Source organism: Streptomyces cyaneochromogenes (genome assembly GCF_003963535.1).
Taxonomy (GTDB): Bacteria; Actinomycetota; Actinomycetes; order Streptomycetales; family Streptomycetaceae; genus Streptomyces; species Streptomyces shaanxiensis.
The window spans coordinates 440,720-455,516 of record NZ_CP034539.1 but is presented as its reverse complement, the minus strand read 5'-3'; the positions used below and the strand labels follow the sequence as shown (position 1 = coordinate 455,516).

Genomic DNA, 14,797 nt, shown 5'->3' with positions numbered 1-14,797 from the left:
TTGTCTCTGAGGAGTTACGCGATGACCCGATCCCAGGTCGAGGACGTCTGGCCGCTGTCGCCGCTGCAGGAGGGCCTGCTGTTCCACGCGGCCTACGACAGCGACGGGCCGGACGTCTACCAAGGGCAGCGGCTCCTGGACCTGGACGGCCCCGTCGACGCCGACCGGCTGCGGGCGTCGTGGGAGGCGCTGGTGGCCCGGCACCCGGTGCTGCGGGCGGGCTTCAGGCGCCGCAAGTCGGGCGAGGCCGTGCAGGTCATCGCGCGCGAGGCGGACCTGCCGTGGCGGGTGGAGGACCTCTCGGGGCTGGACGAGGAGACGGCGGCGGCCCGGCTGGCGGAACTGGCCGCCGAGGACCGGGCCAAGCGCTTCAACCTGGTCACCCCGCCCCTGCTCCGCCTGCTCCTGGTACGGCTGGCCGACAACCGGCACCGGCTGATCGTCACCAGTCACCACATCATCATGGACGGCTGGTCCATGCCGGTCCTGCTGCACGAGCTGACCGAGGTGTACGCGGCCGGTGGCGACGCCGCGAAGCTCCCCGAGCCCAGCTCCTATCGCGACTACCTCGCCTGGCTGGCCCGCCAGGACAGGGACGCGGCCCGCGAGGCGTGGCGGGCCGAACTCCTCGGCGCCGACGAATCCACGCTCGTCGTGGCGGCCGACCCCGGTCGCGGGCCCGTCCTGCCCGAGAGCCTCATCGCCGACATCCCCGAGCGGCTGACCGGCGACCTGGTCGGCCTCGCCCGGCGGCACGGCCTCACCGTCAACACCCTGATCCAGGGCGCCTGGGCCATGGTCCTGGCCCGGCTGTCCGGCCGTACGGACGTCGTCTTCGGCGCCACGGTCGCCGGGCGCCCCGCCGGTCTCGACGGCGTCGAGTCGATGATCGGCATGTTCATCAACACCCTCCCCGTACGGGTCGAACTCGACGCCGAGCGGCCCTCGGTGGAGGTGCTGAAGGAACTCCAGACCCGCCAGTCCACGCTGATCGCCCATCAGCACCTCGGCCTCGCCGAGATCCAGCGGCTCGGCGGCGCGGGCGCGGTCTTCGACACCCTCGTCGTCTTCGAGAACTACCCTCGCCCGCCCGAGGAGCCCGCTGCCCCCGACGCCTTCACCCTGCGCTTCGCCGCCGGCCAGGAGACGGCCCACTACCCGCTGACCCTCGTCGCCGTCCCCAAGGACCGGATGCTGTTCAAGCTCGACTACCGGCCCGACCTCTTCGACCGCGAGGCAGCCGAGGCGATCTTCGGCCGGCTGGTCCGGGTGTTGGAGCAACTGGCCGCCCACCCGCTGCAGCCGGTGGGGCGCGTCGACGCGATACGGACGACCGAGCGGACCCGCGTCGTCGACCACTGGAACGCCACCGCGGCCGAGCCGCCGGGCGAGTCGGTCCTGGAGCTGTTCGCCCGGCAGACCGAGCGGGCGCCGGATGCCGTCGCCGTCCAAGACGGTGAGCGGGCACTGACGTACGCCCAGCTGGACGCCTCCTCCGACCGGCTGGCCCGCCGTCTGGCCGACCAGGGAGTGCGCGCCGGCGACCGGATCGCCGTGGTGCTGGAGCGCTCGGCGGAACTGCTGATCACGCTGCTCGCGATCGGCAAGTCCGGGGCCGCGTACGTCCCCGTGGACACCGCGTACCCGGCGGAGCGGATCGCGTTCCTGCTGACGGACTGCGACCCGGCGGCCGTGGTGTGCGACGGGCGGACGCGCGCCCTCGTGCCCGACGACGTACCGGTCCGCCTGGTGTCGCTCGACGACCCCTCGGCCCTCGCCGCCGAGGGCGACCGTGTGTCCGTCACGGTCACCGGGGACGACATCGCCTATGTGATGTACACGTCCGGCTCGACCGGCACGCCCAAGGGTGTCGCTGTGCCGCACGGGAGTGTGGCGGCGCTGGTGAGGGAGTCGGGCTGGGGTGTGGGTCCCGGTGACGTGGTGCTGTTCCATGCCCCGCATGCCTTCGACATCTCGTTGTTCGAGGTGTGGGTGCCGTTGGCGAGCGGGGCTCGGGTGGTCGTGGCCGAGCCGGGCGTGGCGGTGGACGCGGCGGCCGTCCGGGAGCACATCGCCGCCGGGGTGACCCATGTGCACGTCACCGCAGGCCTGTTCCGGGTGCTGGCCGAGGAGGCGCCGGAGTGCTTCACGGGAGCGCGGGAGGTGCTCACCGGCGGAGACCTGGTGCCCGGACGGGCCGTGGAGCGGGTGCGCGCGGCCTGCCCCGAGGTACGGGTACGGCATCTGTACGGGCCCACCGAGGTCTCCCTGTGCGCGACCTGGCACCTTCTGGAGCCGGGCGAGGACACTCCCCGAGTACTGCCGGTCGGCCGACCGCTGACAAACCGTCAGGTGTATGTTCTCGACGCCTGTCTGCATCCCGTCGGCCCCGGCGTGACGGGCGAGCTGTACATCGCCGGTGCCGGACTCGCCCGTGGCTACGCGGGCCGGGCCGCGTCGACCGCCGAGCGGTTCGTGGCCTGTCCGTTCGCGGACGGGCAGCGGATGTACCGCACCGGGGACCTGGTGCGCTGGACCAACGAAGGGGAACTGGTCTTCGTGGGGCGGGCCGACGCCCAGGTCAAGGTCCGCGGGTTCCGGGTGGAACTCGGCGAGGTGGAGGCCGCGCTGGCCGCGCGGCCCGGCGTCGGTCAGGCCGTCGTCACCGCCCGCGAGGACCGCCCCGGGGAGAAGCGGCTGATCGGGTACGTCGTCCCGGACGGCGAGGACCTGGACGCCGAGCTGCTGCGCGAGCACCTGGCGAAGGTGCTGCCCGAGTACATGGTCCCGGCCGCCCTGATCGTGCTCGACGCGCTGCCGCTGACCGTCAACGGCAAGGTCGACCGCAAGGCGCTGCCCGCACCCGACTTCGCGGGCCGGGCGACGGACCGCGCGCCTCGCACCGACGCCGAGCGGACGCTGTGCGAGATCGTCGCGGCGGTGCTGGGCCTGGAACGCGTCGGCGTCGAGGACGACTTCTTTCATCTGGGCGGCGACTCGATCACCTCGATGCAGGTCGTCGCCCGCGCCCGCCGGGCCGACCTGGTGCTGACACCGCGTCAGGTCTTTGATCTGCGTACACCCGAGCGGCTCGCCCTCGCCGCCCGCCCGGCCGAGGCGAGTGCCCCGGCCGAGACCGGCGACGCCGTCGGCTCACTGCCGTGGACCCCCGTCATGCGTGCCCTGGGCCCTGCCGCCGCCCGCCCCGGATTCGCGCAGTGGGCGGTCGTCGCGGCGCCGCCGGCGCTGGGCGAGCGGACACTGGCCGCCGCGCTCGGCACCCTGCTGGACACCCACGACATGCTGCGCGCCCGAGCTGCGGACGACACCGCGGCCCTGGTGGTCGCGGAGCGCGGCTCCGTGGACCCCGTCCCACTCGTGGCGCGTGTCGAGCCCCGCACCGGTGAGGACCTCGACCGGGCCGCGGAGCGGGCGGCACGGGACGCCGCGGACAGGCTGGACCCGGCGGGCGGCGCGATGGTGCGGCTGGTCTGGGTGGACGCCGGGCATGGGCGCCCGGGAAGGCTGGTCCTCGTGGCGCACCACCTGGTGGTCGACGGGGTGTCCTGGCGGATCCTGCTGCCGGATCTGCGGGCCGCGTGCGAGGCGGCCGTGGCGGGGCGGCCGGCCGAACCCGCGCCGGTGGGAACGTCGTTCCGGCACTGGGCGCGGCTGCTGGAGTCCCAGGCGCGGCACCAGAGCCGGGTCGCGGAGCTGGACCTCTGGCGTGAACTGCTCGGCGACGGCGACGCGTTGATAGGCGGGCGTGCCCTGGACCCGGCGCGCGACACCGCCGCCACCCTCCGGCACCGCTCCTGGACCCTGACCGGCACCCCGGCCCACGACCTCGTCGCCCGTGTCGCCGCCGCCTTCCACTGCGGTGTCCACGAGGTACTGCTGGCCACGCTGGCGGGCGCGGTCGCCGACGTGCGCTCCGGCGCCGCCGACACCGCCCTCCTGGTCGATGTCGAGGGCCACGGCCGCGAGCCGCTCGCCGACGTCGATCTCTCCCGCACGGTCGGCTGGTTCGCGGACACCCACCCCGTACGGCTGGACACCGCGGACATCGACCTCACGGACGCACTGGCCGGCGGACCGGCGGCAGGAGCCCTGCTGAAGGCGGTCAAGGAGCAGATACGAGCCGTGCCCGGCGACGGGCTCGGTCACGGACTGCTGCGCCACCTGAACCCCGACACCGCGCCCGTCCTGGCCCAACTCCCCACCCCCCAGGTGGGCTTCAACTACCTCGGCCGTTTCCCCGCCTCCGCACCTGAACCGGAAGCCTGGCAGCCGGCCGGACCGTCCGCCCTCGGCGGCATCGTCGCCCCCGACACACCGCTGCTGCACAAGATCGAGGCCGCCGCCGTGGTCCGCGACACCCCGGACGGCCCGGCGCTGACCATCACCCTGAACTGGGCCGGGAACATCGTGGACGCCGCCGACGCGGAGGAGCTCGGCAGCACCTGGCTCGCCCTCCTCACCGGCCTCGCCGCGCACCTCGCGGACCCGGCGGCCGGCGGCCACACCCCGTCCGACTTCCCCCTTCTCACCCTCACCCGCTCCGACGTGGAGGAACTGGAGTCCACGCTCCCTGCCCTGAGCGACGTCTGGCCGCTCTCCCCGCTCCAGGAAGGACTCCTCTTCCACACGGCCTACGGCGACCGGGGCCCCGACGTCTACGAGACCCAGCGCGTGCTCGACCTCACCGGCCCGCTGGACGCCGACCGGCTGCACCGGTCCTGGAACGCCCTGGTCGCCCGGCACGACATGCTGCGGGTGAGCTTCCACGAACTGGCCGACGGGCGCAGCGTCCAGGCCGTCACCGGCGCGGCCGAGCCCCTCTGGCGCGAGGTCGACCTCTCCGGGCGACCCGGGACGGAGGCGCTCGCCGAGGCCGAGGCGCTGGCGGAAGCGGAGCGCACCGAACGCTTCGACCTGACGCGTGCCCCGCTGCTGCGGCTGCTCCTCGTCCGGCTCGGCGAGCGCCGCCACCGCCTCGTCATGACCTCCCACCACATCCTGCTGGACGGCTGGTCCACGCCGATCGTTCTCGACGAGGCGTCCCGGATCTACGCCGCCGGCGGCGACGCCTCCGGGCTTGCCCCGGCGCCCTCCTTCCGCGATCACCTGGCCTGGCTGTCCCGGCAGGACAAGGAGGCGGCCCGCGAGGCCTGGCGGACCGAACTGGCGGACGCCGACGAGCCCACCCTGATCGCGCCGACGGCTACGGGCCGGCAACCGGCGGCCACGGAAGGCGACTCGCTGCTGCTCACCGAGAAGCTGACCCGCGCCCTGACCACCCTGGCCCGATCCCACGGCCTCACCCTCAACACCCTCGCGCAAGGCGCCTGGGCGATGGTGCTGAGCCGGCTCGCCCGACGCACCGACGTCGTCTTCGGCATCTCCGTCGCGGGCCGCCCGCCGGAGCTGGCCGGGGCGGAGTCCATGGTGGGGATGTTCCTCAACACCGTGCCCGCACGGGTGCGGCTCGACGGCGACGAGAGCGTGCTGGCGATGCTGACCCGCCTCCAGACCAGCCAGTCGGCGCTGCTCGCCCACCAGCACGTCGGCCTCGCGGAGATCCAGTCCCTGTGCGGCGCGGGCACCGTGTTCGACACCATGCTGATGTTCGAGAACTATCCGGGTGACCCGGCCGGACTCACCGCCCAGGACGACGAGATCACCGTCGCCCGCGTCAACACCCGTGCCAGCACCAGCTATCCGCTGGCGGTCGGGGTCATGCCCGGCGACCGGATGCGGGTGCACGTCACCTACCGGCCCGACCTCTTCGACCGCGACGAGGCCCTCCACGTGGCCCGCCAGGTCGAACGGGTCCTTGAACAGATCGTCGCCGATCCGTCCGCGCCGGTCGGCCGGGTCGACGTCGTGGGCCCCCTGGAGCGCGGGCTGGTGGTGGAGGGCTGGAACGCCACCGCCGGTGACATCCCGGCGGGATCCTCGGTGCTGGAACTGTTCCGCGCGCGGGCGACGCAGGCGCCGGACGCGGTGGCTGTGGTCGACGGCGAGCGACGGGTGTCGTACGGGGAGTTGGATGCGGCTTCGGATCGGGTGGCGGCGCGTCTGCGGGAGCGTGGGGTCGGCCGGGGTGATCGGGTGGCTGTGCGTCTTGAGCGGTCGGTCGGTCTGATCGGGGCGCTGTTGGGGGTGTGGAAGGCGGGGGCGGCGTACGTTCCGGTGGACAGTGCGTATCCGGCGGAGCGGGTCGCGTTCGTGCTGGAGGACTCGGCCCCCGTCGTGACGATCGACGCGGTCGTCGAGGGCGAGGGCGAGGTTCCCGGCGTCGCGGTGGCCGGGGACGATCTCGCGTACGTGATGTACACGTCCGGTTCGACCGGCACGCCCAAGGGTGTCGCTGTGCCGCACGGGAGTGTGGCGGCGCTGGTGGGGGAGTCGGGCTGGGGTGTGGGTCCCGGTGACGTGGTGCTGTTCCATGCCCCGCATGCCTTCGACATCTCGTTGTTCGAGGTGTGGGTGCCGTTGGCGAGCGGGGCTCGGGTGGTCGTGGCCGAGCCGGGTGCTGCGGTGGACGCCGTGGCCGTCCGGGAGCACATCGCCGCCGGAGTGACCCATGTGCACGTCACCGCAGGCTTGTTCCGGGTGTTGGCCGAGGAGGCGCCCGACTGTTTCACAGGTGCACGGGAAGTCCTCACCGGCGGCGATGTCGTACTCCTGGAGGCTGTGGAGCGGGTGCGCGCGGCCTGCCCCGGCGTCCGCGTCCGGCATCTGTACGGGCCCACCGAGGTCTCCCTGTGCGCGACCTGGCACCTTCTGGAGCCGGGCCAGGACACCGGCCGAGTGCTGCCGGTCGGGCATCCCCTGACGAACCGTCAGGCGTATGTGCTCGACGCCTTTCTCCAGCCGGTTCCGCCCGGCGTGGCGGGCGAGTTGTACCTCGCCGGTGCCGGGCTGGCGCGGGGTTATCCGGGGCGGGCGGCTCTGTCGGCGCAGCGGTTCGTGGCGTCGCCGTTCGCCGTCGGGGAGCGGATGTACCGCACCGGGGACCTGGCCCGTTGGACGGACGACGGTGACCTCGTCTTCGCGGGCCGTGCGGACGCGCAGGTGAAGATCCGGGGCTTCCGGGTGGAACTCGGCGAGGTGGAGGCCGCGTTGGCCGCGCTGCCCGGTGTCGCCCAGGCGATCGTGGTCGCCCGTGAGGACCGGCCCGGCGAGAAACGGCTCGTCGGATATGTCGTCCCCGTCGGGGAGCACGCCGATCCGGACCACCTGCGTACGCGGCTCGCACGGACTCTGCCCGACTACATGATTCCGGCCGCCCTTGTCGTGCTCGACGCCTTGCCGCTGACCGTCAACGGCAAGGTCGACCACAAGGCGCTGCCCGCACCGGAGTTCACCGCCACCGCGGGCCGCGTGCCGCGCACGGCCGCGGAGAAGCTGATGTGCGAACTCTTCGCCGACGTCCTCTCCTTGGAGCAGGTCGGTGTGGAGGACAGCTTCTTCGAGCTGGGCGGTGACTCCATCATGTCGATGCAGCTCGCCGCGCGCGGGAACCGCAAGGGCATCGTCTTCAGCGCCCAGGACGTCTTCGAGAACGAGACCCCGGCCGCCATCGCCGCCGTGGCCCGGCTCGCGGACGACACGAGCGGGCCGGAGACCGCCGAGGCCGACTTTGGGGGGGAGGTGCCGTGGACGCCGGTGATGCGGGCGCTGCGCGAGCGTGCCCCGCACGCCGTGGAGACCGGGGGCCTCGCCCAGTGGGCGGTGGTCGCGGCCCCGCCCGGCCTCGGTGAGCAGCTGGCCGTCGGTCTGCGTGCCGTGCTCGACACGCACGACATGCTGCGCGCCCGCGTCGAACCCGGTGCGGAGCCAAGGCTGTTCGTGGCGGGGCGCGGCACGGTGGACGTCGCCGCGCTGGTCACCCGGATCGACGCGAGCACCGGCACCGTCGAGGATCTCGACGCGCTCGCCGACCGTGTCGCCCGGGACGCCGTGGCCCGTCTCGACCCCACCTCCGGCGTCATGGCGCAGGCCGGGTGGATCGACGGCGGCCGGGAGACCGGACGCCTGGTGCTGGCCGTGCACCACCTGGCCGTCGACGCCGTGTCCTGGCCGGTGCTGCTCGCCGATCTGCGCGCGGCGTGCGAGGCCGTGGCCGCCGGACGGGAGCCGGAGCCGGTGCCCGCCGGAATCTCCTTCCGGCGCTGGGCCGAGAAGCTGGCCGCCGAGGCCCGCACGGACACCCGGACCGCCGAACTGCCCGCCTGGACCGCCCTGCTCGGCGAGCGCGACGCCCCGATCGGCGGCCGGCCGCTCGACCCCGCACGCGACACCGCAGCCACCGTGCGCCGCGCCACCTGGACCCTGCCCCCCGCCCAGGCCGGGGACCTGGTCAACCGCGCCCCCAACGCCTTCCACTGCGGCGTCCACGAGGTGCTGCTCGCCACCCTCGCCGGAGGCGTCGCGCACTGGCGGGAGCGGGCCGCCGAGAAGGCCGCGGCCTCCGTTCTCGTCGACATCGAGGGCCACGGCCGGGAGGCGCTCGACGGGGTCGATCTGTCCCGTACGGTCGGGTGGTTCACCAGTGTGAAGCCGGTACGCCTGGACACCGCCGGGGTCGATCTCGCCGACGCGCAGGCCGGCGGTCCCGCGGCGGGGGCGCTGCTGAAGGCCGTGAAGGAGCAGGCGCGCTCCCTGCCGGGTGACGGGCTGGGCTTCGAACTGCTACGGCACCTCAACCCGGACACCGCGCCCGCACTCGCCGCGCTCCCCGTCCCGCAGATCGGGTTCAACTACCTCGGGAGGTCCGCCGCCCCGGCCGCCGCGTCGGGCGTCGAGCCCTGGCAGGCCACGGCCGGCATCGGCGGATCGGTCGACCCCGCCACACCGGTGAAGCACGTGATCGAGGCGGGCGCCGCCGTCCGGGACACGGCGGACGGGCCGGAGCTGACGCTGAGCCTGAACTGGGCCGGCGAAGTGCTCGACGCCACGGACGCCGAGGCGCTCGGGCGGGCCTGGCTGGCGATGCTGACCGGTCTCGCCGCCCACGTCACCGACCCCGCCGCCGGCGGCCACACTCCCTCCGACTTCCCGCTGCTCGACCTCACCCAGCAGGAGGTCGCCGAGATCGACGCGGCGGTGCCGGCGCTCGCCGACGTATGGCCGCTCTCGCCGCTCCAGGAAGGGCTCCTCTTCCACGCCGCGTACGACGAACAGGGCCCCGACGTCTACGAGGGCCAGCGCTGGCTGGAGCTGACCGGGCCGCTGGACGTGGCACGGCTGCGGGCCGCCTGGCAGGCCGTGGTGGCCCGGCACGCCACGCTGCGGGCCGGGTTCCGGCAGCTGGAGTCCGGGCGGTTCGTGCAGACCGTCGCCCGCGAGGTCGAGATCCCGTGGCGCGCGCAGGACGTCTCCGGCCTGCCCGAAGCCGAGGCGCTGGCGGCGTTCGAGCGGCTGGCCGCCGAGGACCAGGAGCACCGCTTCGACATCGCCGGCGCACCCCTGTTGCGGGTGCTGCTGGTGCGGATCACCGAGCGGCGGCACCGGCTGGCGTTCACCAGCCATCACATCGCCTCCGACGGCTGGTCGCTGCCGGTGATGGTGAGCGAGGTCGCCCGGCTCTACGAGGCGGGCGGCAACCCCCGTGCCCTGCCGCCCGCCACCTCCTACCGCGCCTACCTGGAGTGGCTGGCGCGGCAGGACAAGGAGGCCGCCCGCGCCGCCTGGCGGGCGGAACTGGCCCCGGTGGACGAGCCGACCCTGGTGGTCTCGGCGGACCGGGTCACCGCGCCCGCCGAGCCGCAGCGGGTGACCTACGAGCTCGACGAGGAACTCGGCCGCGAACTGGTCGCCCTCGGCCGCGGGCGCAGCCTGACGCTCAACACGCTTCTCCAGGGCGTCTGGGCGATCCTGCTGGCCCGGCTCACCGGCCGCACCGACGTGGTGTTCGGCACCACGGTCGCCGGACGCCCCACCGAACTGCCGGGCGTCGAGTCGATGATCGGCCTGTTCATCAACACCCTGCCGGTGCGGGTCGGGCTCGACGGCGCGCAGCCGCTGCTGGAGATGCTCACCGACCTCCAGGAACGCCAGGTCGCGCTGATGTCCCACCAGCACCTCGGGCTCACCGAGATCCAACGGCTGGCCGGACCCGCCGCCACCTTCGACACCCTCGTCGTCTACGAGAACTACCCACGCCCGCCGCTGAGTTCCGACGACCCGGATGCCCTCTCCATCCGGCCCGCCGGGACACCGGAGGACGCCGGCCACTACCCGCTCACCCTCGTCGCGGTCCTGGAGAACGAGCGGGTGCGCGGAGACCTCGTCTACCGGCCCGACGCCTTCGAGCGTGCGGACGTGGAGGAGCTGCTCTCCGCTCTGGTCCGGGTGTTGGAGCAGCTGGTGGCCGACCCGTCCGTCCAGGTCGGGCGGCTGGAGGTGACCGGCGCCGCGCAGCGGGAGCTGGTGCTGGGGGAGTGGGCGAAGGGCTCGGCCGACCACGGCCGCGACGACACCCTCACGCCGATTCGGCCGCGGGCCGCCCTTGCGGAGCTGTTCGCGGCCCAGGCCGCGCGCACGCCCGGCAACACGGCCCTGGTCGGGGCCGACCGTGAGCTGACCTACGCCGAGCTGGAACGCGAGTCGGGGCGGCTGGCCCGCCATCTGCGCGACCTCGGCGTGAGCGCCGAGATCCGGGTGGCGCTGCTGGTGCCGCGCTCGGTGGAGATGGTCGTGGCGCTCCTCGCGGTCGCGCGGACAGGCGGCACCTTCGTGCCGATCGACCCCTCGCACCCCGCCGACCGCATCACATATCTGCTCGGCGACGCGGCGCCCCAGCTGCTCCTGTGCACCGCCGGGACCCGGGCCGCCATCCCCGCCGGACACCCCGGCCGCGTCGTCGTCCTCGACGACGTGACCCTGCCCGCGCGGCCGCTCGACGCGGTGCCGGTACCGCCGCAGCAGGCCGCGTACGTCATCTACACCTCCGGCTCCACCGGCACCCCGAAGGGTGTCGTCGTCCCGCACGCCGGACTCGGCAACCTGGCCGCCGCACAGATCGACCGCTTCGCCGTCGGCCCGGACGCGCGCGTGCTGCAACTGGCCTCCCTCGGCTTCGACGCGGCGGTCTCCGAACTGCTGATGGCGCTGCTGTCCGGCGCCGCCGCGATCGTCGCGCCCGCCGAGACCCTGCCCCCGCAGGTGTCGCTGGCCGAGGCGCTGCGCCACTGGGACGTCACCCACGTCACCGTGCCGCCGAGCGCGCTGGCCACCGCCGACGAACTCCCCGCCGGACTGCGGACCCTGGTGGTCGCCGGCGAGGCGTGCCCGCCCGCCCTGGCCGACCGCTGGGCCGGCGGCCGACGGATGATCAACGCGTACGGCCCGACCGAGACCACCGTCTGCGCGTCGATGAGCCCGCCACTGGCACCGGGCGCAGACGCCGTCCCGATCGGCAGGCCCATCGCCAACGGGCGCACCTACCTCCTCGACGCCTTCCTGAAACCGGTCCCACCCGGTGTCACCGGCGAGCTGTACGTCGCCGGCGCCGGGCTGGCCCGCGGCTATCTGGGCCGGGCCGCTCTGACCTCCGCCCGGTTCGTGGCCGACCCGTTCACGCCCGGCGGGCGGATGTACCGCACCGGCGACCTGGCCCGCTGGACTCCCGAGGGGCTGCTGCTCTTCGCCGGCCGTGCCGACGCCCAGGTCAAGGTGCGCGGCCACCGCATCGAGCCGGGCGAGGTCGAGACCGTGCTCGCCGGACATCCCGGCGTCGCGCAGGCCGCGGTCGTCGCCCGCGAGGACACACCCGGGGAGCGGCGCCTGATCGGGTACGTCGTGCCCGACGACGCCGACCGCGGCCGTGACGAGCGGATCGCGCGCGACCAGGTCGGCGAGTGGCAGGTGCTGTACGACTCCGTGCACGCCGAGCCCACCGACGCCGCGTTCGGCCAGAACTTCGCCGGATGGAACAGCAGTTACGACGGCCGGCCCATCCCGCTCGCCGAGATGCGTGAGTGGCGCGAGCGCACAGTGGACCGGATCCGCGCGCTGCGGCCCCGCCGGGTGCTGGAGATCGGCGTCGGCACCGGACTGCTGCTGTCCCAACTGGCCGGTGACTGCGAGGAGTACTGGGGCACCGACTTCTCCGCCCCCGTGATCGAAGAGCTGCGCCGCCAGGTCGAGCGAGATCCGGAGCTGGCCGCGACGGTGCGGCTTCGGGTGCAGGCCGCGGACGAGACCGACGGACTGCCCGAGGGCCACTTCGACACCGTGGTGCTCAACTCCGTTGTGCAGTACTTCCCCAACGCGGACTACCTGCGGGGCGTGCTGGAGTGGGCGCTGCGGCTGGTGGTGCCCGGTGGCGCGTTGTTCGTCGGCGATGTGCGCAACCACCGGCTGCTGCGGCCGTTCGCGACCGCCGTGGAGTCCGCGCGCGCCGACGGCCAGGACGTCCCCGCCCTGCGCCGGGCCGTCGAGCAGCACCTCACCCTCGAGAAGGAACTGCTGGTCGACCCCGAGTTCTTCGCCGCGCTCGGCGCCGAACTGCCCGACGCGGCGGGCGCCGACATCCGCCTCAAGCGGGCCCGCCACCACAACGAACTGAGCCGGCACCGCTACGACGTGGTGCTGCGCAGGACGGGCGCGGCCACCCTGACCGCCGCCGACGCGCCCCTGCTGCCCTGGACCGGGACGGGGGGCCTCACCGGGCTGGCCCGCCACCTGGAGTCCGCGCGGCCCGACCGGCTGCGGCTGACCGGCGTACCCAACTCCCGTGTGGCACATGAGGTCGCGCTGGCCCGCGCCCTCCACGAGGACGTCCCGCCCGTGCCCGAGCAGACCGCCGTCGGACCGGACGTCGAGGAGCTGTACGACCTCGGCGACCGGCTCGGCTACTGGGTGGGCGTCACGTGGGCGGCGACCGCCGCGGACGAGGTGGACGCCGTGTTCGTCCGCGCAGGGCTGACCGAGTCGGCGACCGTGGTGGACGTCTACACACCTGCCCCGGTGCCGCCTTCGGCCGTCACCAACGACCCCGCCGCCGGCCGCGGCACCGGCGCCCTGCTGGCCGAACTCCGCGAGTATGTCGAGCGGCGGCTGCCCGCCTACATGGTCCCCACCGCCTTCGTTCCGATGGACCGGCTGCCGCTCACCCCCAACGGCAAGCTGGACCGGCGCGCGCTGCCCGCCCCCGACTTCGCCGGCCGTGCGGGCGGACGCGACCCCCGCACCCCCGCCGAGACGCTGCTGTGCCGCCTGTTCGCGCAGGTGCTGGGCCTGGAACGGGTGGGCGCGGACGACAACTTCTTCGCGCTCGGTGGCGACTCGATCACCTCGATGCAGCTCGCCTCGCGAGCCCGCCGCGAGGGGATCGCGCTCACGCCCCGGCAGGTCTTCGCCGAGAAGACACCCGAGCGGCTCGCGCTGCTCGCCGAGGCGGCCGCGGCCGAGGAGGCGGCCACGGGCGAGGTGCCGTGGACACCGGCCATGCGGGCGGTGCCGGCCGAGCCGAGCGGCCCCGCCCAGTGGGTGGCCCTCGCCACGCCCGAGGGCCTCGACGAGGCGGCCCTGGTGCGTGCGCTGCGGGCCGTGCTCGACACCCATCCGATGCTGCGCTGTCGTATCGGCGAGGATCTGGTCGTCGGCGAGCCCGGGGCGCCGGACGCGGCCGGGCTGGTCGACCGGGTCGACGCCGCCGGACGGCTCGACGACGCCGTCGCCCACGCCGCGTCCCGGCTCGACCCGGCCGCGGGCGTGCTCGTCCGGCTGGTGTGGGCGGACTCGGGCCGGGAGAGCCGACTGGTGGTCGTCGCCCACGAACTGGTCGTGGACGAGGAGTCGTGGCGGATCCTGGTCACCGACCTGCGGACGGCGTACGAGGCCGCGGTGGGCGGACAGGAACCCGCGCTGCAACAGGAGGTCACCTCCTACCGACGCTGGGCGCGGCTGCTCGCCGCACAGGCCACCGTCGAGGAGCGGATCGGCGAACTCGACGGCTGGGCGGCCCTGTTGACGTCCGGCGAGCGGGTCGCCGCCGCCGGCGCCGAGGCCCGCGCCACCTGGTCGCTGACACCCGACGTCACGGCCGTACTCACCGAGCGCACCACGCAGACCTTCCACTGCGCACCGTCCGAAGTGGTCCTCGCCGCCCTCGCGGGCGCCGTCGTGGAGAACGCAACCGCCTGCGGAGCACTGCTGGACCTGGAGGTGTCCGGCAGGCAGCCCTTCGACGGGGTGGATCCGGCCCGTACGGTCGGCCGCTTCGCCCACCACATTCCCGTACGCATCGATCTCGACGGACTCGACCTCGGCTCGGCACGGGCCGGTGGCGCGGCGGCCGGGGAAATGCTGAAGACGGTCAAGGAGCAGGCGCGGGCAGTGCCGGGCGACGGCCTGGGGTACGGGCTGCTGCGTCACCTCAACCCCGACACCGCGCCCCGGCTCGCCGCGCTCGCCCCGCCCACCCTGGCGTTCGGCTACCACGGCCACGCCCCGGACACCTCAGAGCCGTGGCAGCCCCTCGCCCGGACTGCCGCCACCCGGCCCCCGGCCCACCCGGTGCACGCCACCGCCGAGCTGCGGGACACACCCCACGGCCTCGAACTGACCCTCAAACTGCGCGGCCGGGCCGACGCTCTCGGCCGCGGCGCGCTCGACCGCCTCGGCCAGGCCTGGCACGAGCTGCTCGGCGGCCTCGCGGCCCACACGGACGACCCCGCTGCCGGCGGCCACACCCCCTCCGACTTCTCCCTCCTGGACCTCGCGCAGAGCCAGATCGAGGAGCTGGAAGCGGGACTCGCCGACGACAAGTGACAGACGACCG

Annotated in this window: 1 protein-coding gene; it reads left to right on the top strand. The window is 74.2% G+C overall.

The genetic code is table 11. The features are described from left to right. Window positions 1-21 precede the first annotated feature (21 nt). Entirely contained in the window at window positions 22-14,787 is a 14,766-nt protein-coding gene (locus EJ357_RS01725; protein WP_126387915.1) for a non-ribosomal peptide synthetase, read from the top strand. Window positions 14,788-14,797 lie beyond the last annotated feature (10 nt).